Below are 21,907 nucleotides of genomic sequence, written 5' to 3'. Positions count from 1 at the left end.
CCCCACCGACCTCAGATCAGCGATCCGGTTGGTGCAGCGGTGGTGCCGGCCTGTGAAAGGGCGAATGACCGCCCTTTCACAAGGCAATGCCGCAGACCCTGCCGAAGCCGGCTGAATGCAGAACCGGGTCGCCCATGCCTTGGAAGTGGCGCGACGCCGGATCAAGGTCCCGGTCCGGCGTGCAACCTGCGCCGTTGGCGGTCCCGGTGGTTGCGTTGTCCTGTTCTAGAAAACTGCCAGATAGTCCGCCGAGACATATCCGGTAACCCCGGGCTGCGCGGCCAAAGAGACCCTGCACCAGGTTTCCCCAGCATCGGTCCGGCAGTCGCGGCGGGTCAGTTCGGTGCCATCCGGCAGGCCCACGATCACCCTGTGTTCAAGTCCCGGGCCTGATCGTAATTTCAGCAGGTCGTCCGGACCGGCCCCCTTGACGACAACGCGCCCGCCAGTTCCGGCGGTGCAACCTGCGACAAGAACAAGTGCCAGCAAGGCCGTGAATGCGGTTCTGCTCATGGTGTCACCTCGATCATTCTGTATGTCCGCCCTGCTTTCACGTCGAAGCAGGTTCCTGCAACAGCAACATGATTTCCGGCGCCCGGTCGAGCATTTTCGCAGTCTCGTGAGCAGGATCCAGCTACGCGAAATTTGCTGATCCATGCATGAAAGCAACGCGGCGAGGGATATGCTTGGCGGAGGGGGCGCGACAAGGGTCGAACCTTCTCTGACCTTCGTTCTGTAGCGCCAAGCGTCCCGAATGCCTAGCCGCCGTGGTCGAACCCGGCGAGTAGAACGGCGTCGCAGTCCGCAGCCTCAATCCTTTGGGTGAGAAGCGGCTCGTAAAGATCAGAAAAATACCATTCGCGTGCGGCCGCAACCGACTTGAACTCGATGAGCACTGGAATGTTCGGGCGCCAGCTCCCCTCAAGAACTGCCTCGCAGCCGCCAAGGACCCGGTACCGGCCGTCGAATCGCTCAACCGTCTCGAATACCCTGGACCTATATGTTGCCAGCAGGTCGGGATCCCGAACCTGCTTCACATCGAAGAACACGAATGCGGCCATGGCAAACCTCCTTTCCGACTACCGGGTGGTTTCGTCCGATGGTAGAATCAGGCATGCAAGCCGACCATGTCCCAGCGTCCGGATTTCGTGATCGATCGGCCGGTTTCGATCCTCTCTCGGATGTCCTCGAACTTGTGCACCTCGAAGGGGCGCTACTGTTCATGGTGGACGCCAGCGACCCTTGGTGCGTCGACGTCCCGCCCGTCGCTGCCTATGCGGAGATTCTCGGTGCGCCGCGCGGCCGAGTGATTTCATTTCACATCGTTCTGGAGGGCGCCGGCCTGGCCTCCGTGCCCGGTTCCAACCCGACCCGCTTCCAGCCCGGCGACGTTCTGGTCTATCCGAAGGGAGACGCCTATCGCATGGAGAGCGCGCTAGGCACGCCTCCCGAGTTCGATCGCGACGGGATGATTGCGTTCTTCGCTGCGCTTGCCGCCGAGAGGTTGCCGTTCGTCGTTCCCGAGGGCGGTGGCGGGACCCCGACCGCGCGCTTCGTCTGCGGCTTCCTGACGGCCGACGCGCCCCTCTTCGACCCACTGCTGTCGAATCTTCCCGCGCTGCTGAAAGTCGGGCGACCGAACCCGGAATCGGATACGCTCTCCGGCCTTGTCGATGCGGCGGGCGCGGCGTTCGCGCGGGACGGCCCCGGCCTGCGGACGGTACGACGGAGCATATGCCGACTGATGCTCGTCGAGACACTGCGGCAACACCTGATGAACGTTGGCGCGCAAGAGGCGGGATGGCTTGCTGCCCTTGCCGATCCGGTCGCAGGAGCAGCCATTCGGATTCTTCACGAGCGGCCATCGGAGGGGTGGACGCTGGCATTGCTTGCGCGGCAAGTCGGAACGTCGCGAAGTGTCCTCTCGGAACGGTTCACCAGGAAGGTCGGACGCTCTCCCATGGATTACCTTGCATTTTGGCGCGTACAACTCGCTGGCGATATGTTGATGCGTGATCGCGTTTCGATCGAAGAGGCCGCTGCGCAAGTGGGATACGCCTCGGCCCAATCCTTCAGCCGCGCCTTCAAACGCGTCGCGGGTGTTTCGCCTGCTGTTTGGCGCCGTGATGCGGGAACGCCGCCCGCTGCGCGGCGAGATGGAAGTTCCTGACTCTATGCGATAACAATAGATCTGAGTTCGATGCCGGTGGCATTCGATGGCGGAGGCGGTGGGATTCGAACCCACGGTGGGCGTTAACCCACGTCGGTTTTCAAGACCGGTGCATTAAACCACTCTGCCACGCCTCCGACCGGCGCAGACCTAGCCGGAGACACCCCGACGCGCAAGATGTTCAGCGACGGATCGTCACGACGTTCGAGGCACTTGCGATCTCGATGGCGGTGATGCCGGCAAGCTGACGATAAGACAAAGCGAACGCGGCCGTGATCTGATCCGTCTCGGCGCGCGCGGGCAGTCGCGCCGCCTCGCTGTCGGGCAACGGCGGCAGGCCGACCATTCTGAGGCGAAGGACGCCGTCCGCGTCAGGTGAAATGCGGCCACGGGGTTGGGGACGTGCGGTCACGATCTCGACCGAATTGTAACCCTTGGTCGGGGCCATCGCGGTGACGACCAGCAGACGCCCTTCGCCCAGTGGTTCCCAACGCGCCCCGGTGATCTGCGGAATTCCCGGCCTGCTGTCCGCGAGGCTCGCGTAGCCCTCTTCCGGCTCAAGCGTTGCGCGATCGGGCGTGCCACCGCCTCCGCCCAGCCAGCCCAGAGGGTTCCAGCCGCTGTCGCTGAAGCGCCCGCCGCAGCCAGACAGAACGAGGGTCGAGATCAGCAGCGGCGCGATCAGTTTCGTCATGTCACCATCCCTTCTTTCGCCCGATTGTTAGGCGAAAGCGCGGCGCGGTGAAAGCCTCTTTGACCTTGCCGGCGCATCGCGTTAACCCGGACGGCACAGACCGGAGAACCGACATGGCCAGCCCCGCCTTTGAAGACATCGCCGCCACATTCGATTTCCTCGACGATTGGGAGGAGCGTTATCGGCATGTCATCGAGATGGGCAAGGAGATGCCGCCGATGGACCCGGCGCTGCAGGTGCCTGCAACCAAGGTCGAGGGCTGCGCAAGCCAGGTCTGGATCATGCCAAGGATCGAGAGTGGTCGTTTCGACTTTCAGGGCGACAGCGATGCGATGATCGTGCGCGGGCTGATCGCCATTCTGCACGCGCTGTATTCGGGGCTGCCGCTGGAACAGGTGGCCCGGGTCGATGCGCATGCAGAGCTTGCGCGGCTTGGGCTGGACGAACATCTGTCGTCGCAGCGATCAAACGGTTTGCGCGCGATGGTCGAGCGGATCAGGCAGCTTTCCGACGCCGCAGCGTGATCCAGCCGCCCCCCAGGACGCGCGTGCTGTCGGGGGCGTAGAACACGCAGGCCTGACCGGGGCTGACACCTTCCTCGGCAGTCAACAGCTCGACTTCGGCGCGACCGGCACCTGTGGGGCGCAAGATCGCCGGACGGGGCGGACGTGTCGAACGAATGCGGACCATGCACGCGATTTCGCCCTCGAATGCGTCGTCGCCCAGCCAGTTCACCTCGGTGACCGGAACGATTGTCGTGGCCAGCGCTGATTTCGGGCCGACGACGACCCGGCGCGTCTCAGGTTCCAGGCGAACGACATACAGCGGATCGCCCAACCCACCGATTCCAAGCCCGCGCCGTTGACCGATCGTATAATGGATCACACCCCGGTGCTGGCCGAGGACGTTTCCGTCCATATCCACGATCTCGCCCGGATCGGCCGCACCGGGACGCAACTTCTCGATCACCGAGGCGTAATCACCATTCGGCACGAAGCAGATATCCTGGCTGTCGGGCTTGTCGGCCACCGACAGCCCGTACTCGGCAGCCAAGGCGCGCGTGTCGGCCTTGCTTTGCAGGTGGCCAAGCGGAAAGCGCAGGAAATCCAGCTGCTCTTGCGTGGTCGAGAACAGGAAATAGCTTTGATCACGGCCGGTATCGGCGGCCATGTGCAATTCGGCGCGCTGCGTGCCGTCCTTGCGCTGGATGTAGTGCCCCGTGGCCATGCAATCCGCATCAAGGTCCCGCGCGGTCTGCAGCAGGTCTCGGAATTTCACGCGCTCGTTGCAGCGGATGCAGGGAACCGGGGTCGCGCCGGACAGATAGGCATCGGCGAATTCGTCGATCACGGATTCGCGGAACTTGTTTTCGTAATCCAGCACATAATGGGGAAAGCCCATGCGTTCGGCCACGCGGCGGGCATCATGGATATCCTGGCCGGCGCAGCAGGCGCCTTTCTTGGCCAGTGCCGCACCGTGATCATACAGTTGCAGCGTCACGCCGATCACATCATACCCCTCGCGGCACAACATGGCCGCGACCACCGAACTGTCCACCCCTCCGGACATGGCGACGACCACCCGGGTTTGCGCCGGGGGCTTGGCAAAGCCCAGGCTGTTCAATGCGGTATCGCCCGCACTGGTGCGGGGCAGGGCTGTGGTACTGGTCATGATCTCGAAGGCCTGTCGCGAACTGTCTCGAGATATAGTCAAATGCGGCACATTCTCAACCCGAACCGGGCGAAAAAGCGGATCGGGCTAACGTCACCTTAAGGGCTTTCCACGACTTTCGCAGGACGCGATCAAAGGACAGGTGGAATGTTCGTGAAGAAAATCAGTGGCCCCCGCACCGTGACCCTGCCGAACGGGTCGATCCTGACTGTGGCAGACCTGCCGCCGGTGAACACCCGTTGGGTCGCCAGCCGGAAAGAAACGGTAGTACTGGCCGTCACACACGGAATTCTTGCCCGGGACGAGGCGCTGCGCCGCTATGGCCTCTCAGAGGAAGAGTTCGACGCCTGGACGGATGCCGTGCGGAAACATGGGCGCGCAGCGTTGAAAGTGACGGCTTTGCAAAGATTCAGACAACCATAAGTTGCGCGATCTTTTTTTCATGTCATAAGTAACGACATATTAACGAATTGGGTCAATTCTCGTTACAGGATATTGACGCGAATCAAGGGCGAAAAAAGTCATGCGAATACTTCTGGTTGAAGATGATGCCAGCACGGCGCGTGCCATCGAACTGATGCTGACAGCCGCCAGCTACAATGTCTTTCGCACCGACATGGGCGAAGAAGGCATCGATCTTGCCAAGCTTTATGATTACGATCTCATCCTGCTTGATCTGGATCTGCCGGACATGCACGGAATGGAGGTATTGCGTCATCTGCGTCTGGCCCGCATCGATACGCCGATCCTGATCCTGACGGGGTCCGACGACACCGAGAGCAAGCTGCGCGGGTTCGGTTTCGGTGCGGACGATTACATGACGAAGCCATTTCATCGCGAGGAACTGCAGGCCCGGATACAGGCGATCATCCGTCGTTCGAAAGGTCACAGCCAGGCGATCATCCAGACAGGCGAAATCATGGTGAATCTCGACGCGCGATCGGTCGAGATCAAGGGCAAGCCGGTGAACCTGACCGGCAAGGAATACCAGATCCTTGAACTGCTCAGCCTTCGGAAGGGCACGACCCTGACCAAGGAAATGTTCCTGAACCATCTCTATGGCGGCATGGACGAACCCGAGTTGAAGATCATCGACGTGTTCATCTGCAAGCTTCGCAAGAAACTTTCCGAAGCGCTGGACGGTGAAAATCACATCGAGACGGTATGGGGGCGCGGCTATGTGCTGCGTGATCCCCGTCCCGCCAGTGAAGGACGGCTGGCCCTGGGGGCATAGTCGCTGAAGCACGCCTCGACCGTATTACGTTTCCAGTCAGTCCCGCCGCGCGTTGCCATCGCGCCGGCGGGCTTTTGCGGCTTGGCTGTCGGCGGTGTCCTGCATGTCACAGATGATCATCGCGGCAATCGGCGCGATGCTCTGGCCGCGGCGGGTTTGGTCGTCGTATAGATCCCCTATCAAGCGAATGGCCGGGCAGGGCAGGCAAAGATGGTGAACGATACCGACCGGAACAGATCACAGCTATCCGACCTGGATCCGCAGCAGGCGGGCCGCGAGATCGCCGATCTTGCGGTGCAGATCAGCGCGGCCGATGATGCATATCACGGAAACGACACCCCGGTGATCAGCGACGCGGAGTATGACAGCCTCAAGCGTCGGCTGGCCGCGCTGGAAGCGGCCTTCCCCGAACTGGCCGCGTCCGAAAGTCCGACGGGCAAGGTCGGCGCGGCGCCGTCCGAGGGGTTCGGCAAGATCCAGCACGCCCAACGGATGATGTCACTTGGCAACGCCTTCGACGCCGAAGAGGTCTCCGATTTCGTCTCCCGGATTCGCAGCTTTCTGAACTTGCCCGATGACGCAGCCTTGGCTTTCACGGCCGAGCCCAAGATCGACGGTTTGTCGCTGTCGCTTCGCTATGAGCACGGCAAGCTGGTGCAGGCCGCCACGCGCGGCGACGGCACGGTGGGCGAGAACGTCACCGCGAATGCCCGCACGATCGCCGACATTCCGCAGGAATTGCAGGGTGATGCGGGTGCGGTCGTCGAGGTTCGCGGTGAAGTCTACATGGCGCATGATGATTTTGCGCGTCTGAACGCCGATGGCGGCGGCCGGACCTTCGCCAACCCCCGCAACGCCGCCGCGGGTTCCTTGCGACAGCTTGACCCGGCAATCACCGCCAGCCGTCCGCTGCGGTTTTTTGCCTATGGTTGGGGCGAGCTGTCCCAGCCGCTGGCCAACACGCAGATAGAGGCGGTTCGGCGCCTGGCCGCGTTCGGGTTTCAGACCAATGATCTGACCTGCCTGTGCGACAACGCGGAGCAACTGATCGAGGCGTGGGCCCGGATCGAACAGCAGCGCGCGACGCTGGGTTATGACATCGACGGGGTCGTCTACAAGGTCAACGATCTGGGCTATCAGGCGCGGCTTGGATTTCGTTCGACCACGCCACGTTGGGCGCTGGCCCACAAGTTTCCCGCCGAAACCGCGTGGACCCGTCTGAACCGGATCGAGATTCAGGTCGGGCGCACCGGGGCCCTGTCGCCCGTCGCCCGTCTGGAGCCGGTGACTGTCGGCGGTGTCGTTGTCTCGAACGCGACCCTGCACAACGAAGATTACATCGCCGGACGCGACAACACCGGCGGGCAGATCCGCGAGGGGCGGGATATTCGCGAAGGCGACTGGGTGATGGTCTATCGCGCAGGCGACGTGATCCCCAAGATCGCCGATGTCGATCTGTCGCGCAGACCCGACGAAAGTCAGCCCTACGTTTTCCCTGAACGTTGTCCCGAATGCGGATCAGATGCGATCCGAGAGCCGGGCGATTCCGTCCGTCGCTGCACAGGCGGCCTGATATGTCCCGCGCAGGCAATTGAAAAACTGAAACATTTCGTTGGTCGTGCGGCATTCGACATTGACGGTCTTGGCGCCAAGCAGATCGAGATGTTCTTTGCCGATGACCTGCTGCCCATTCGCGAGCCGGCCGATATCTTCACGCTTGCCGAACGCGATGCGCAAAATCTTGGCAAGCTGAAGAATCGCGACGGTTTTGGCGAACGCTCGGCGCAAAAATTGTTCGACGCGATCGAGGATCGCCGAAGTATACCCTTGAAACGTCTGATTTTTGCCTTGGGGATCCGTCATGTCGGAGAGGTTGCGGCGGGGACGCTGGCGCGCCATTTTGGAACCTGGGATGCGCTGGCCTCCACGGTTGACGCCGCCTCGCACGAACCGGCATTCGCAGCCAGCGACGACAAGGCACGTCGCACGGCGCTGCCGGACAGTCCGAACTGGGCCGATCTGACAGGGATCGACGGCGTCGGTGCCGTTCTGGTCAGGTCATTGGTGACAACCTTCCAGCAGCAGTCCGAGCGTGCCAGCATCGACCGGCTGGTCGCGCAGCTGGATGTTCTGCCCGATCAGACACAGAGCGCCGGTGATACCGAGATCAGCGGCAAGACGCTGGTCTTCACCGGCACACTGGAACGCATGACCCGGGCCGAGGCCAAGGCGGTGGCCGAACGAATGGGCGCGAAGGTTGCAGGCTCGGTCAGTGCGAAGACGGATCTGCTGATTGCCGGGCCGGGTGCCGGCTCCAAGGCCAAGAAGGCGGCCGATCTTGGTGTCGCCGTCATCGACGAGGACGAATGGCTGCGGATCGCAGGGCAATGAACCAGCCAAGGGGCCGGCCGCCGTCGCTTTTCCCGCTGTTTGCAGCGATCGACACACTGCCCGGCATCGGCCCCAAGGGGCAGGCGGCGCTGGCCCAGATGGGCGTTGAACGGCCACGCGACCTGGTTCTGACGTTGCCAGCCAGCGGCGTGACGCGGCGGCGAATCGATCGGATCACTGACGCCCGGGCGCCTGAGACCGTAACGCTGGCGATTACGGCGGGTCGTCACCATCCGCCGACGGTTCGGGGACGCCCGTGGCGCGTCCACTGCGGCGATGATCACGGCGGGGATCTGACGCTGGTGTTCTTTCATCCCCGCCGCGACTGGATCGAAAAACAGCTTCCAACCGGCCAGCGCCGCATCGTCAGCGGCAAGATCGAACTGTTCGACGGGCTGGCGCAGATGGTCCATCCCGATCACATTCTGCGCGAGGACGACCCCCTTCCAGCTGATTTCGAGCCGGTCTATCCGCTGTCCGCGGGGCTGACCCAGCGGATGATGGCCAAGGCGATCGAGGCCGCGCTGACGCGCGTGCCCGAGGTCGATGAATGGATCGACCGGCAGGTGATCACCTCGCGCGGCTGGCCGGATTTCGGGCAGGCGCTGCGCCTTGCGCATGCGCCGAATTCGCCGCGCGACCTGTCACCGGACAGCCCTGCGCGTGCGCGTCTGGCCTATGACGAATTTCTGGCCCATCAGATGACCCTGGCGCTGGTCAGACGGGAAAAGCGCCGGTCGCGCGGTCGGCCAACCGCGGGTGACGGGCGGCTGCGGCGCGCGGTTCTGGACAACCTGCCCTGGCCGCCGACCGGCGCGCAATCTCGCGCGGTCGAGGAAGTCGCCGCCGACATGGCCAGCGACCGCCGGATGAGCAGGCTTCTGCAGGGCGATGTGGGTGCAGGCAAGACGCTGGTCGCGATGCTGTCGGCACTGGTCGCGGTCGAGGCTGGTGGACAGGCCGTGCTGATGGCCCCGACCGAGATCCTTGCACGCCAGCATGCCCGCGCCTTGCAGCCTTTGGCGCAAGCGGCGGGAATACGCCTTGCCGCGTTGACCGGGCGCGACAAGGGCGAATTGCGGGCGCAGTTGCTGCAGGATCTGGCCGAGGGTCGGATCGATATTCTTGTCGGCACCCACGCGGTCTTCCAGAAAGATGTACATTTCAACGATCTGCGGCTGGCGATCATCGACGAACAGCATCGCTTTGGCGTTGCGCAGCGGCTGGAATTGTCGGCAAAAGGCACCGCGCCGCCCGACATGCTGGTGATGACCGCGACGCCGATCCCACGATCGCTGGCCCTGACGCAATATGGCGATCTTGATCTTTCGGTGCTGGACGAGAAGCCGCCCGGACGGCAGCCGATCACCACCGTCATGATCGGCGACCACCGGCTGGACGAGGTGACGGCGCGGTTGCGGCACGCGCTGGATCAGGGGGCACGCGCCTATTGGGTCTGTCCGCTGGTCGAGGAAAGCGAGGTCAGCGACCTGACCGCCGCCGAGGCCCGGTTCCAGTCGCTGCGCGCGCAGTTCGGCGATCAGGTCCGACTGATCCACGGCCAGATGCCACCCGATCAGCGCGATGCGGCGATGGCCGATTTTGCCGGCGGTCGCGCCACGATCCTGGTGGCGACGACGGTGATCGAGGTCGGGGTGGACGTCCCCGAAGCGACGATCATGGTGATCGAGCGTGCCGAAAGCTTCGGCCTGGCCCAGCTTCACCAACTGCGCGGTCGGGTCGGAAGGGGGCAGGGCGCCTCGACCTGTGTATTGATGTATCACGCGCCGCTGAACGACACCGGCGCGCGCCGCCTGACGACGCTGCGCGACACCGAGGACGGGTTCCGCATCGCCGAGGTCGATCTGGAGATGCGCGGCGCAGGCGACGTGATCGGCACGGCACAGTCCGGGTTGCCGCGCTTTCATATCGGCGATCTGGAACATCAGGCCGGTCTGATGGCGGTCGCACGGCAGGATGCCCGCGCGCTTCTGGAACGTGACCCTTCGCTGGACAGTCCGCGCGGGCGGGCGGTGCGGCTGCTGATGTGGATGATGAGCCAGGATGAGGCGATCCGCCTGATCGGCATCGGTTAAGAATCCTTAAGATGTTCCTAAAAAGTTCTTTACAGAACGCCAGGCGTGTGAGAACAAAGGGGCAACAAAGAGGAGTTGCCCATGCCGCCCCACTTCATGTCCCGCGAATTCGTCAGCGACGCCCTTGGATTGGCCGCGCTGTCAGTGACCACCATCGTCGTCTTGTGGCTTCCCGCCATCCTGCAAGCCTGATTTCTGCCCCGCGACGCAATCCGGTGCCACCGCCTGTGCACCGACCTGTCCCTGCTCGCGCAACTTGACCGGCCCTGCTTGGGCCGGTTTTTTCTTGCGGTGATCTGTGCTGATCTGCGGCGTCAGGCGGCGGCCAGCGCCTGGTCCAACGCCTCCAGCGTGGCGTCCCAGGCCAGCAGGATCGACGCATGGCGATTGGGGTATTCGCGCGCGGGCAGCAAAGCCTCGAGATCGGCGAAGGGCGCGGCGGGGGCGGGGCCGTCGTCCTTCAACATGGCGCGCAGTTGGTCGCGGGCGGCACAGATCTGGTCGCGGTCGCGTCCGATCACCGCTGAACCCAGCACGGCGGCTGAGGCCTGACCCAGCGCACAGGCCCGAACCTGCTGCGCGAAATCGGCAATCCGGCCATTCTGCACCACGACATCGACCGTGACCGAAGACCCGCATTGCGGCGAACGACGCATCGCGCTGCCATCGGGGGCGTCAAGCCGGCCCTGATGCGGAATCGCGGTGGTCAGCGCCAGAATGCGGCGCGAGTAAAGCTGCATCAGGTCGCTGTCGGCCATCGGTCCTTCCCCGCGCGGTCCATTCATCCTAGATAGGTGGCGCGTTTGCGAAAGGAAACCCGATGTTCGATCCGGCCAGCCTAAAATACGACATCAACGGCCTGATCCCGTGCATTGCGCAGGATGCGGATACGGGCGAGGTGCTGATGATGGCATGGATGAATGCGCAGGCGGTGGCACGCACGCTGGACAGCGGCAAGGTCACCTACTGGTCGCGGTCGCGCGCCGCGTTCTGGGTCAAGGGTGAAAGTTCCGGACACACGCAGCGCCTGGTCGAACTGCGGGTGGATTGCGACCGCGACTGCCTGCTGGCGCTGGTCAACCAGACCGGTCCTGCCTGCCACACCAACCGGCGCAGCTGCTTTTATACCGCGATCCGAGACAGAGAAGAGCGCGTGATCATGGAGCCCATGCAGCAGACCTAACGTGGATTGCCCCGGTGCGGATCATGCGCCCAGCAATTCGCGAATATCCTGCGGCGTGGCGCCTTCGTCGCGGAACATGCGGATAGCGCGGGCGTCGTCGCGTTTAGCCAAGCGTTTGCCCGCATCGTCGCGGATCAGCCGGTGGTGATGATACAACGGCGTCGGCAGAACCAGCAGGCGTTGCAAAAGCACATGGATCCAGGTCGAATCGAACAGATCCTTGCCGCGCGTGACCACCGTGATCCCCTGCGCCGCATCGTCGACCACGACGGCCAGGTGATAGGATGTGCCCATACCCCGCCGGGACAGGATGACGTCGCCGATCCCGTCCCGAAATTCGGCGCAGGTCAGGATGTGGTCGTGGTCGGGCAGGATGATTTCGTCCCGAAATCCGATTCGGTCGGTCCCGATCGCCGCAAAGGCGCGGGCCGCATCAAGGCGGATGACATCGTCCGGGCCCGCGTCGGACATCGCGCGTCCGCGGCAGGTGCCGGGATAGATCAACCCGTCCGGTCCGACCGGCAGGGCACCTTCTTGCGGTGCCGACAATGCCGCGCGGATGTCACCGCGCCGACAGCAGCAGGGATAGCACAGTGGCGCCAGTCGCTTCAGCGCATCGCGATAGGCCGACATGCGGTCGGACTGACGCATGACCGGGCGCGGCCACTCAACGCCCAGCCACGCCAGATCCTGATAGATCTCGGTCTCGAATTCGGGCCTGCAGCGGTCACGGTCGATATCCTCGATCCGCAGCAGGAATTCACCCCGGTCCGCTGCCCCCGACGCGACCAGCGCGGCGTAGGCATGGCCAAGATGCAGCGGGCCGGTGGGCGACGGCGCGAAGCGGGTTCGCCTTATTGCGCCGACAGCCATGCCGAGAAATCGTCCTTGGCGCGCTGGGTGTAGGCCGGATAGCGGTCCTTGCGTCCCTTGCGGCCGCCCCGCATCTGGTCCAGCGGCGGAAACAGACCGAAATTGACGTTCATCGGCTGAAACGTCTTCGCCTCGGCCCCGCCGGTGATGTGATTGACCAGCGCGCCCATCGCAGTGGTGAACGGCGGCGCGGTCAGATCCCCGCCTTGGGCGTCCGCCGCTGCCATTCTGCCCGCCAGCAGCCCCATGGCCGCACTTTCGACATAGCCTTCGACCCCTGTCACCTGACCGGCGAAACGCAGGTTCGGCTGGCGGCGCAACCGCATCCGGTCGTCCAGAAGCGTCGGAGAATTCAGGAACGAATTGCGGTGGATGCCACCCAGACGCGCGAATCCGGCGTTCTGAAGTCCCGGGATCATCCGAAAGACCTGCGTCTGCGCGCCGTATTTCATCTTGGTCTGGAATCCGACGATATTATACAGGGTTCCCAGTGCGTTATCTCGGCGAAGTTGAACCACGGCATAGGGTTTCTCAGTCGGATTGTGGGCGTTTGTCAGCCCGACCGGCTTCATCGGGCCGTGGCGCAACGTCTCGCGGCCGCGTTCAGCCATCACCTCGATCGGCAGGCAGCCGTCGAAATAGCCGGCGGTTTCGCCTTCGCGGAACTCGGTCTTGTCCGCGGTCAGCAGCGCGTCGATGAATGCCTCATACTCGGCTTTGGTCATGGGGCAGTTGATATAGGCGCGGCGTTCGACCTCGGTCTCGCCCTTGTCATAACGGCTTTGTTCCCACGCCACGCTCATGTCGATGGTGTCGGCATGAACGATCGGCGCGATCGCATCGAAGAAGGCCAGCGCCTCGGTCCCGGTCAGACGACGGATCGCGTCAGCCAGCTTGTCCGATGTCAACGGGCCGGTCGCGACGATCCAGTTGCCGTTATCGGGCAATTCCGCCACCTCGTCGGTCCGGATCTCGATCAGGGGTTCGGCACGCAACGCTTCGGTCACGGCCGCCGAAAACGCCTCGCGATCCACGGCAAGGGCGCCGCCGGCAGGCAGGCGGTGACGGTCCGCCATCGCCATAATCAGCCCGCCCGCCGCCCGCATTTCCCAATGCAGCTGTCCGACGGCGTTCATGACGTCGTCATCTGACCGGAAGGAATTGGAACAGACCATCTCGGCGCAGTCGCCGGTCTTGTGGGCGAAGGTGCCGGTATGGGGGCGCATCTCGTGCAGGATGACGGGCACGCCGGCCTGGGCCACCTGCCAAGCGGCCTCGGATCCGGCCAATCCTGCACCGATGATATGGACGGGCTGCATGCGGGATCTCCTTCGACAAGCCGGACGCATCTGCTAGCAGCGACCGCTGAATTTGAAAAGAGCGGCGCCAGCGGCGCCGCCCTTGAAGAAAGCCTGGGCCCAGGTCGGGCAAGGGCTTATTCTTCGGTTGCCTCTTCGGCTTCCGCGGCCTCGTCGGCATTGTCGGCTTCATCATCGCTGGAACGCAGCGCCGACGGTGCCGCGATATTGGCGATCACGAAGTTGCGGTCGATGGTCGGCTTGGCGCCGGCCGGAAGATCCACCTCGTCGATGTGGATACTGTCGCCGACTTCGTGATTCGACAGATCGACCGTGATATGGTCGGGAATGTCGCCCGCAGTCACCACCAGTTCAACTTCGGGACGCACGGTCACAAGCGTGCCGCCCTTGCGCAGACCGGGGCAGTTCTCCTGGCCGATGAATTCGACCGGAATGAACAGGTTCACCTTCGAGGTGCGGCGCAGACGCATGAAGTCGATATGGATCGGCAGATCCTTGACCACGTCCTTCTGGACGGCACGGCAGATCACGCGCACATCGTCCCGACCGTCAACCTTCAGGTTCCACAGGGTGGACATGAAGCGACCGGCACGCAGCTTGGTCAGCAGATTGTTGAAATCGAACGCAACGGCGACCGGTTCCTTGTGGTCTCCATATACGATGCCGGGCACCTTGCCTTCGCGGCGAGCTTGGCGGGCGGCCCCCTTGCCTGTCCCCGCGCGTGCCTCGGCCACCAGATCCGGGATCTCTTTGGCCATGATATATCATCCTATGATCAATGTTGACGCCGCCATCCTCCAAGGGTGCATGACGGCAGGATGCGGCGCATACTGCAATTCGGCATCGATGGGAAGAGACAAGTCTTGCCGCAAGTGAACAAAGATTGACTAGGCGAATAATTGCCGACTAGTGTAAGTTTCGATTCGTCGCCAGTTGTATTTTTGGAATTTCCATGAGCACCCGATATCACGGCATTGACTTCCTTCGGGTGATCCTGGTTTGTGGTGTCGCCTTCGCTCACGCTGCGATGCTGAACGGGCATTATGCCGATTGGGTGCCGATTTTCGGAAACGGCATCCTTCGATCGCTGGTCCCGACATTCGCGCTGATTTCCGGCTATGGTGCCTATCAGACCGTCAAGCGCGGAAGATTGAAGTCCTGGACCATTGGTCTGATGTGGCTCTATCTTCTCTGGTGCGTGATCTATGCGCCTTTGTGGTTGCGCGACATAGGCGGCGTTCAGGACTTCATCCGTCAGATGATCCTTGGGCCGATGCATCTGTGGTATATCGCCGCCTTGCTGCAGTCGGTGGCCCTGATGCTGCTGTTGTTCCTGCTGATCCCGGACCACAAGCGCGCAAGTCGTCTGGTCATGACAAGTGCGCTGGTCGTCGCGCTTCTGGGAAGCTTCCTGCAATACGGCTTCTATCTTGGCTTCATCGACCTGCATCTGGAGATGATCCGTTACAGTGCGTTCTTCATATATCCCTTCGTGGCCATGGGTTACCTGCTTGCGGAATGGATGGGGGACAGCGGACGGGACGTTCTGCCCGCAGCAGGATGGCTTTGGCTGGCGGTCATCGTGATGTCGGTCCTGCGGCTGCTGGAAGCGGGATATTTCCTGGGCCTGCCCGGAACACATGACTGGGATCCGCCAGAGTTTCCGTTGCTTGCATATGGTTATCCGCTGATTGTCATGCTGGCCTTCATGAGGCTGAACCTGCCGCAGCCACGCGTTGATCTGGTCACATTGTCGGTGATGATCTATCTGGCGCATCTTGGGGTCATTCTTGCCATGATGCATTTCGGGCTGAAGTCGCTGTGGCCGAATTTCGCGGCGTCGGTGCTGATTCCAACAGCGGTCGTTCTGGCGACGCCCGGCTTTCCGTGGCTTGGCGCGCGACACAGGAACCGCGATGCTACCCGGCACCCGCGCGACGGCGCATCGCGCGTGAACAGCCGCTGAATTTCGGCTCAGGCGCCGTATTCGGTCGTGAACCCCTGCGGGATCAAAAGGTTATGCCGGCCCAGGTCGGTGACCTTCCGTTCGCCGCACAGCGCCATGCTGATATCCAGTTCCTTCCGGATCACTTCCAGTGCCGAGGTCACACCGGGCTCGCCCATCGCACCCAGACCGTGCAGGAACGCGCGCCCAATCCATGTCGCATGTGCCCCAAGCGCCAGCGCCTTCAGCACGTCCTGACCGCTGCGAATGCCGCTGTCCATGTGGATTTCGACCCGGTCGCCGACAGCTTCGACGATATGCGGCAGCATCCTGATCGAGGACAGTGCCCCGTCAAGCTGCCGGCCACCATGATTGCTGACCACGATCGCGTCTGCGCCGAAATCGGCGGCGCGTCGCGCATCCTCGGGGTCCAGAATGCCTTTCAGGATCAGCTTGCCGCCCCACATGTCGCGGATCGCCGCGATCTTGCCCCAGTCCAGCCGGTCATCGAACTGTTCGGCGGTCCAGCTCATCAGTGACGAGGTGTCGCCAACGCCCTTCGCATGGCCGACGATATTGCCGAAATGGCGGCGGCTGGTCTTCAGCATGCCCAATCCCCAGCGCCACCTGGTCGCAAGGTCCAGCATCACCGGCAGGGTCAGCTTGGGGGGCGCGGACAGGCCGTTCTTCAGATCCTTGTGCCGCTGCCCCAGGATCTGCAGATCCAGCGTCAGCACAAGTGCGCTGCATCCTGCCTTCTTCGCGCGATCGACGATGGCGGCCAGAAAATCCTGATCCTTCATCACGTAAAGCTGAAACATGAAGGGCTTGCTGGTATGAGCCGCGACATCCTCGATCGAACAGATCGACATCGTGGACAGGGTGAAGGGCACGCCGAACTTCTCTGCCGCGCGCGCGGCATGGATTTCGCCGTCCGCGTGCTGCATGCCCGCCATCCCGATGGGCGCAAGACCCACCGGCATGCTGACCGGAAGGCCGGCCATGTCCGAGGCCGTGGAACGGTCGGACATGTCCACGGCAACTTTCTGGCGCAGCTTCAGCCGCGCGAAATCGGTCGTGTTCTCGCGAAACGTCTGTTCGGAATAGCTGCCCGATTCCGCATAGTCATAGAACATCTTCGGCGTGCGCGCCCGGTGCAGCGCCTTGAGGTCATCGATACAGGTTATGACGGGCATGTTCCGGCGCTCCGAACTGGTTCCGACCGTCTTAGCTGCGCTGTCACGTCGCTGCAATCATCCGGCGCTGCCGCCCATCCTGGCGCGGGATTCGGGTTCGATCACCGGACGCCGCAGCGCCTTTGCACGTCCGCGCAAGGCTTCGGCGCGATCCTCGGTTGCCGCATCGATGGCATCGGGATTCGCGGCGGCGTCCGCTGCATGATCCGGCAGCGTAGGTTCCGACAGGATCTGCTGCGTCGGCAACAATGTCGGATAGGGCGCGGCGTCGCGGTCGCAGCCCGCGGCAAGCAGCATGAGGGGCAGGGTGGCAAGGCGAACGACATGTCTCATGGCGGCAGGTTATGCGCCCCGTCCAGTGACGGCAACGGCGCATGTTGGGGCTTTCCGCGGGGCCGCGCGGGCTCTAGTAAGGCCAGATGGCAAGAACCCAGGGATCCCGCGCCGAAATCACCGGCCCTCTCATCCGCTCCGAGGCGCGCAAGCTGTTCGCCCGCAATGGGTTTGCGGCCGTTTCGATGCGTCAGATCGCAGCCGCCGTCGGGGTGCAGGCTGGCGCGCTTTACGCCTACACGCCCGACAAGCAGGCGTTGCTGTGCGATCTGCTGGAAAGCCACATGCAGGATCTTCTGGATGCATGGCAGGACGATCCGCACGCGGATCCGCTGGACCGGCTTGAACGCTTCGTGCGGTTTCACATCGGATTCAGCCTCGATCATTCCGACGCGGTTTTCCTGTCCTATATGGAATTGCGCAATCTCACCCCCCAGAATTACCGCAAGATCGCCGGACTGCGTCGCAGATACGAAGATCTTCTGGACGGAATCCTGCGTGACGGGATGTCTACCGGCCGCATGCACATAGATGATCGCAAGCTGGCGACCATGGCGCTGATCGCGATGCTGACCGGCGTGACCAACTGGTATCGCGAGGGGGGGCGGCTTGACCGCCAGCGGATCGGTGATGTCTATTGGGGCCTTGCGCGCGGTGCCGTCGGTGCCGATTGACCGCGGCCTCTTCATTGCCGAGATACGCCCATGGCGGCGCTTGCCGTCACCACCTGCCGTCCCGATAATCGCCCCATGAGTCTGCCGCCCGGCTTCCTTGACGAATTGCGCAATCGCGTCCCGATCAGCCGCGTGATCGGGCGCAAGGTGGTGTGGGATCAGCGCAAGTCCAATCAGGCTCGTGGCGACTGGTGGGCGCCTTGCCCCTTTCACCAGGAAAAATCGGCCAGCTTTCATTGCGACGATCAGAAGGGCTTCTACTACTGCTTCGGATGCCACGCCAAAGGCGATGCGCTGACCTTTTTGCGAGAGATTGACGGGCTGGATTTCATGGGCGCGGTCAAGGTGCTGGCGGCCGAGGCCGGCATGACCGTCCCCGAGCCTGACCCCGCCGCGCGCGAGCGCAGCGATCGCCGCAGCCGCCTGCTTGACGTGACCGAAGCCGCCTGCCGCTGGTTTCGCCTGCAACTGCAGACCGGCGCGGCCGCAGAGGCGCGCGATTATCTGGTCCGCCGCGGGCTGGATCGCGAGGCCGAGGATCGCTTCGAGATCGGCTTTGCGCCCGACAGCCGCACCGCCCTGACATCGGCGCTGCGCGAGAAGGGGTTCGATGAGTCGCTGATCGTCGAGGCCGGCATGGCCGCAAAGCCCGACAATGGCGGCGCGGCCTATGATCGCTTTCGCGGACGGATCATCTTTCCGATCCGGGACGGGCAGGGGCGCTGCATCGGCTTTGGCGGGCGGGCGATGGACCCGAATGCACGGGCCAAATACCTCAACAGTCCCGAGACGCCGTTGTTCGACAAGGGCCGCAATCTTTATCATCTGGCCCCCGCCCGGACGGCTGTGGCGCGCGGTCAGCGCCTTGTGGTCGCCGAAGGCTACATGGATGTCATCGCCCTTGCGCGGGCAGGATTCGAGGGTGCCGTCGCCCCCCTCGGGACAGCAGTGACCGAGGAACAGTTGCGGCTGATGTGGCGCATCTCGCCCGAACCGATCATCGCGCTGGACGGCGATGCGGCCGGACAACGCGCGGCGCAGCGACTGATCGACCTGGCGCTGCCGATGACCGGTCCGGGGCAGGCGCTGCGATTTGTCATGCTGCCAGCCGGGCAGGACCCCGACGACCTGATCCGTGCGGCGGGACCGGGTGCGATGGGGGCGCTGCTGGATCAGGCCCGGCCTCTTGTCGATCTGCTTTGGACGCGCGAGACCGAGGGGCAGATCTTTGACAGCCCCGAACGCCGCGCGGCTCTGGAACGCAGGCTGCAGGATGCGATCGCACGGATCCCGGACGAGTCGACTCGCCGACACTATGGCGACGAGCTTCGAGCCAAGCGCCGCGATCTGTTCGGGACCGCGTGGCGCGATCGCGGCAAGACGCGCGGCGCATCGGCGAAGGGCGCGAGCAAAGGACCGGCTGGTCGCGGACCCGCCACGCGCGCGCCGATTCCGGTTTCGGCGGCAGGTGCGGGCGGGCAGCCGGGCGAATGGCTGCTGGAAGGCGCAAGCCTGCTGATCTGCGCGCTGCGTCCTGATCTTGTGCCGTTGGCCGAGCGGAATCTGGAACGGCTGGTTCCCCACGATCCGGACCGCGCGGCTCTGCTGCATGACCTGTTGGCGGGCAGCGACAGCGCCGCGGGTCGCCGCGCCCTTGAAACGCTTCGCGCCGACGCCCATCTGGGCCTGACCCCGGCCGTGATCGAGGCGCAGGACGACGCGGCCGCCGCGGCGATCCTGACCAATCTTCTCGACCGGCTCGAGGCGCAACGTGCTGCGGGTGCCGAGCTTGCCCGCGCCGAGGCCGAAATCCAGGGAGAGGCCGACGAGGGTCTGACCTGGCGCATGCAACAGATCGCCCGCGCCCGTCATCGGGCCGAACGCCCGGACATGGAGGACAGCGGAGATCTGAACGAGGATCGCGACGCGTTGTCGGCACAGCTTGCCGGTTGGCTCAGCGATCAGATCTGGCGCAAGCCGCCGCGTCGCTGAACGCAGCACCTGGCAGGTGCGAATCGTTTCGCGAAGGCTTGCGAATCATCAAGCGGGGACGGCCTTTGATCCGGCCCCGGTTCGCGATAGAAGTAAGGGCGATTCGTGCTGATTCGCACCACCTCGCGAATCACCGCCCCGAGAAGGAGCCCTGGATGGCCGCCAAGGACGACGAACAAGACAAGACCGACAAGGACGAAAACGCGCATTCGCTGGACATGAGCCAGGCGGCCGTCAAGAAGATGATCGCCGAGGCGCGCGAGCGCGGCTACATCACCTATGATCAGCTGAATTCCGTCCTGCCGCCCGAGCAGGTCAGCAGCGAGCAGATCGAGGACGTGATGTCGATGCTGTCCGAAATGGGCATCAATGTCATCGAGGAAGAGGAAGGCGCCGAAGAGGCCGAGGGCGGGGCCGTCGTGACCACCGGCAGCGGTTCGCGCGAGGTCGCCGTCGCCGCGACCGAAACCGAAAAACTGGATCGCACCGACGACCCCGTGCGGATGTATCTGCGCGAGATGGGCTCGGTCGAGTTGTTGTCGCGCGAGGGCGAGATTGCAATCGCCAAGCGCATCGAGGCCGGTCGCAACACCATGATCGCGGGGCTTTGCGAAAGCCCGCTGACCTTCAAGGCCATCACGATGTGGCGGCAGGAACTTCTGGATGAAGAAATCCTGTTGCGCGACGTCATCGACCTGGAGACCACCTTCGGTCAGTCGATGGACGATGAAGAAGGCGCCGAGGAAGAAGAACTTGCCGAGGCCGGCACGACGGACGACGCTTCGCAAAAGCGCGAGGAACTGGACGCCGACGGCAATCCCATGTCGCGCGAAGACGACGAGGACGAGGACGACGGCGCCAATCTGTCGCTGGCCGCGATGGAGGCCAGCCTGAAGCCGAAAGTTCTTGAAACGCTGGAAGCGATCGCGCTGGACTATGAACGTCTGGCCGACATGCAGGATCAGCGGATGTCGGCGACGCTGAACGAGGACAGTAGTTTCTCCGCCACCGCCGAAACCGACTATCAGAAGCTGCGCAGCGAGATCGTCGTTCTGGTCAATTCGCTGCACCTCAACAACAGCCGTATCGAGGCGCTGGTCGACCAGCTTTACGGCATCAACCGCCGCATCGTCACGATCGATAGCGGGATGGTCAAGCTGGCCGACGCGGCACGCATCAACCGTCGCGAGTTCGTCGATGCTTATCGTGGCAGCGAACTGGACCCGAACTGGGTCGAACGCCTGTCGCAGAACGCCGGGCGCGGATGGCAAGCCCTGTTCGACCGCTCGCGCGACAAGGTCGAGGATCTTCGCGCCGAGATGGCGCAGGTCGGACAATATGTCGGCGTCGATATCGAGGAATTCCGCCGGATCGTCAGCCAGGTCCAGCGCGGCGAGAAAGAGGCCCGTCAGGCCAAGAAGGAGATGGTCGAGGCAAACCTGCGTCTGGTCATCTCGATCGCCAAGAAATACACGAACCGCGGCCTGCAATTCCTTGATCTCATTCAGGAAGGAAATATCGGTTTGATGAAGGCTGTCGACAAGTTCGAGTATCGTCGCGGCTACAAGTTCTCGACCTATGCGACGTGGTGGATCCGTCAGGCGATCACCCGGTCCATCGCGGACCAGGCCCGCACGATCCGTATTCCGGTCCACATGATCGAGACGATCAACAAGCTGGTCCGCACCGGTCGCCAGATGCTGCACGAGATCGGCCGCGAGCCGACCCCCGAGGAACTGGCCGACAAGCTGCAGATGCCGCTGGAAAAGGTTCGCAAGGTGATGAAGATCGCCAAGGAGCCGATCAGCCTTGAAACCCCGATCGGGGACGAGGAAGACAGCCAGCTTGGCGATTTCATCGAGGACAAGAACGCCGTCCTGCCGCTGGACAGCGCGATTCAGGAAAACCTGAAGGAAACCACGACCCGCGTTCTGGCCAGCCTGACCCCGCGCGAGGAACGGGTTCTGCGTATGCGCTTTGGCATCGGCATGAACACCGACCATACCCTGGAAGAGGTCGGCCAGCAGTTCAGCGTCACCCGCGAACGCATCCGCCAGATCGAGGCGAAGGCGTTGCGCAAGCTGAAGCATCCGTCGCGCAGCAGAAAATTGCGGTCCTTCCTTGACCAGTGATCCG

The 21,907-nt window shown here is 63.3% G+C and carries 21 protein-coding genes and 1 tRNA gene; 11 read left to right on the top strand and 11 right to left on the bottom strand.

What is annotated here, in order from left to right; genetic code table 11:
- Positions 1 to 225 precede the first annotated feature (225 nt).
- The gene (locus J7359_RS03980) at positions 226 to 513 is read right to left on the bottom strand and encodes an SH3 domain-containing protein (RefSeq protein WP_209055233.1); all 288 of its coding nucleotides are present in this window, start codon (positions 511 to 513) and stop codon (positions 226 to 228) included.
- 245 nt (positions 514 to 758) lie between these two features.
- Positions 759 to 1,061: a DUF1330 domain-containing protein gene (locus J7359_RS03975; RefSeq protein WP_209055232.1), complete on the bottom strand. Its 303-nt coding sequence runs from the start codon at positions 1,059 to 1,061 to the stop codon at positions 759 to 761.
- 53 nt (positions 1,062 to 1,114) lie between these two features.
- Between J7359_RS03975 and J7359_RS03970 the strand changes: the two genes are divergently transcribed.
- Entirely contained in the window at positions 1,115 to 2,170 is a 1,056-nt protein-coding gene (locus tag J7359_RS03970) for an AraC family transcriptional regulator (protein WP_209055231.1), read from the top strand.
- 47 nt (positions 2,171 to 2,217) lie between these two features.
- Here J7359_RS03970 and J7359_RS03965 read toward each other — a convergent pair.
- A tRNA-Ser gene (locus J7359_RS03965) sits at positions 2,218 to 2,307 on the bottom strand.
- A gap of 44 nt (positions 2,308 to 2,351) precedes the next feature.
- Entirely contained in the window at positions 2,352 to 2,864 is a 513-nt protein-coding gene (locus J7359_RS03960; protein ID WP_209055230.1) for a hypothetical protein, read from the bottom strand.
- A gap of 113 nt (positions 2,865 to 2,977) precedes the next feature.
- Between J7359_RS03960 and J7359_RS03955 the strand changes: the two genes are divergently transcribed.
- Positions 2,978 to 3,388, top strand: a complete 411-nt coding sequence (locus tag J7359_RS03955) for a SufE family protein (RefSeq protein WP_209055229.1) — start codon at positions 2,978 to 2,980, stop codon at positions 3,386 to 3,388.
- Here J7359_RS03955 and mnmA read toward each other — a convergent pair.
- Positions 3,360 to 4,535, bottom strand: coding sequence for a tRNA 2-thiouridine(34) synthase MnmA (gene mnmA / locus J7359_RS03950; protein ID WP_209055228.1), 1,176 nt, complete (start codon positions 4,533 to 4,535; stop codon positions 3,360 to 3,362). The genes J7359_RS03955 and mnmA overlap by 29 nt on opposite strands.
- 147 nt (positions 4,536 to 4,682) lie before the next feature.
- On the opposite strand from mnmA, the gene J7359_RS03945 reads away from it, so the two are divergent.
- From J7359_RS03945 to recG, 4 genes are all read left to right on the top strand, one after another.
- Complete coding sequence (locus J7359_RS03945) at positions 4,683 to 4,958, top strand: DUF1153 domain-containing protein (protein WP_209055227.1); 276 nt, start codon at positions 4,683 to 4,685, stop codon at positions 4,956 to 4,958.
- Between the two features lie 100 nt (positions 4,959 to 5,058).
- Positions 5,059 to 5,769 carry a response regulator transcription factor CtrA gene (locus J7359_RS03940; protein ID WP_209055226.1) on the top strand — a complete coding sequence of 237 codons (711 nt, stop codon included), beginning with the start codon at positions 5,059 to 5,061 and terminating at the stop codon, positions 5,767 to 5,769.
- Between the two features lie 210 nt (positions 5,770 to 5,979).
- The gene (ligA, locus tag J7359_RS03935; RefSeq protein ID WP_209055225.1) at positions 5,980 to 8,160 is read left to right on the top strand and encodes an NAD-dependent DNA ligase LigA; all 2,181 of its coding nucleotides are present in this window, start codon (positions 5,980 to 5,982) and stop codon (positions 8,158 to 8,160) included.
- The gene (gene recG, locus J7359_RS03930; RefSeq protein ID WP_209055224.1) at positions 8,136 to 10,256 is read left to right on the top strand and encodes an ATP-dependent DNA helicase RecG; all 2,121 of its coding nucleotides are present in this window, start codon (positions 8,136 to 8,138) and stop codon (positions 10,254 to 10,256) included. The genes ligA and recG overlap by 25 nt, the downstream gene beginning before the upstream one ends.
- Before the next feature lie 314 nt (positions 10,257 to 10,570).
- Here recG and J7359_RS03925 read toward each other — a convergent pair whose 3' ends face one another.
- Positions 10,571 to 11,014 (bottom strand): iron-sulfur cluster assembly scaffold protein, encoded by a 444-nt coding sequence (locus J7359_RS03925; protein WP_209055223.1) that lies wholly within the window; start codon positions 11,012 to 11,014, stop codon positions 10,571 to 10,573.
- 62 nt (positions 11,015 to 11,076) lie between these two features.
- Here J7359_RS03925 and hisI point away from each other — a divergent pair, with 62 nt between their 5' ends.
- Positions 11,077 to 11,439 (top strand): phosphoribosyl-AMP cyclohydrolase, encoded by a 363-nt coding sequence (gene hisI / locus J7359_RS03920; protein ID WP_209055222.1) that lies wholly within the window; start codon positions 11,077 to 11,079, stop codon positions 11,437 to 11,439.
- A 21-nt stretch (positions 11,440 to 11,460) separates the two neighbouring features.
- Here the strand turns inward: hisI and gluQRS are convergent, their stop codons facing one another.
- From gluQRS to J7359_RS03905, 3 genes are all read right to left on the bottom strand, one after another.
- A complete protein-coding gene (gene gluQRS / locus J7359_RS03915; RefSeq protein WP_209055221.1) occupies positions 11,461 to 12,312 on the bottom strand; it encodes a tRNA glutamyl-Q(34) synthetase GluQRS in 852 nt (283 codons plus the stop codon).
- Entirely contained in the window at positions 12,294 to 13,631 is a 1,338-nt protein-coding gene (trmFO, locus tag J7359_RS03910; protein ID WP_209055220.1) for a methylenetetrahydrofolate--tRNA-(uracil(54)-C(5))-methyltransferase (FADH(2)-oxidizing) TrmFO, read from the bottom strand. Before trmFO ends, gluQRS begins: the two co-directional genes overlap by 19 nt.
- Positions 13,632 to 13,747: 116 nt before the next feature.
- The gene (locus J7359_RS03905; RefSeq protein ID WP_209055219.1) at positions 13,748 to 14,389 is read right to left on the bottom strand and encodes a 50S ribosomal protein L25/general stress protein Ctc; all 642 of its coding nucleotides are present in this window, start codon (positions 14,387 to 14,389) and stop codon (positions 13,748 to 13,750) included.
- 194 nt (positions 14,390 to 14,583) lie between these two features.
- Here J7359_RS03905 and J7359_RS03900 point away from each other — a divergent pair, with 194 nt between their 5' ends.
- Positions 14,584 to 15,597 (top strand): acyltransferase, encoded by a 1,014-nt coding sequence (locus J7359_RS03900; protein WP_209055218.1) that lies wholly within the window; start codon positions 14,584 to 14,586, stop codon positions 15,595 to 15,597.
- An 8-nt stretch (positions 15,598 to 15,605) separates the two neighbouring features.
- Here the strand turns inward: J7359_RS03900 and J7359_RS03895 are convergent, their stop codons facing one another.
- Together J7359_RS03895 and J7359_RS03890 are read right to left on the bottom strand one after the other, a co-directional pair.
- On the bottom strand, positions 15,606 to 16,772 hold the full coding sequence (locus J7359_RS03895; protein ID WP_209055217.1) for an alpha-hydroxy acid oxidase: 1,167 nt from the start codon (positions 16,770 to 16,772) through the stop codon (positions 15,606 to 15,608).
- 57 nt (positions 16,773 to 16,829) lie between these two features.
- Positions 16,830 to 17,105 carry a hypothetical protein gene (locus J7359_RS03890; protein WP_209055216.1) on the bottom strand — a complete coding sequence of 92 codons (276 nt, stop codon included), beginning with the start codon at positions 17,103 to 17,105 and terminating at the stop codon, positions 16,830 to 16,832.
- An 86-nt stretch (positions 17,106 to 17,191) separates the two neighbouring features.
- On the opposite strand from J7359_RS03890, the gene J7359_RS03885 reads away from it, so the two are divergent.
- The 3 genes from J7359_RS03885 to rpoD all read left to right on the top strand — a co-directional run bounded on the left by J7359_RS03885 (position 17,192) and on the right by rpoD (position 21,903).
- A complete protein-coding gene (locus tag J7359_RS03885) occupies positions 17,192 to 17,779 on the top strand; it encodes a TetR family transcriptional regulator (protein ID WP_209055215.1) in 588 nt (195 codons plus the stop codon).
- 75 nt (positions 17,780 to 17,854) lie between these two features.
- The gene (gene dnaG / locus J7359_RS03880) at positions 17,855 to 19,771 is read left to right on the top strand and encodes a DNA primase (RefSeq protein WP_209055214.1); all 1,917 of its coding nucleotides are present in this window, start codon (positions 17,855 to 17,857) and stop codon (positions 19,769 to 19,771) included.
- A 155-nt stretch (positions 19,772 to 19,926) separates the two neighbouring features.
- Positions 19,927 to 21,903, top strand: a complete 1,977-nt coding sequence (rpoD, locus tag J7359_RS03875) for an RNA polymerase sigma factor RpoD (RefSeq protein WP_209055213.1) — start codon at positions 19,927 to 19,929, stop codon at positions 21,901 to 21,903.
- Positions 21,904 to 21,907: the final 4 nt, after the last annotated feature.

It is taken from the genome of Paracoccus sp. R12_2, assembly GCF_017744015.1.
Lineage (GTDB): Bacteria > Pseudomonadota > Alphaproteobacteria > Rhodobacterales > Rhodobacteraceae > Paracoccus.
The sequence above is the reverse complement of the archived record's forward strand: the minus strand, read 5'-3'. Positions and strand labels throughout refer to the sequence as shown.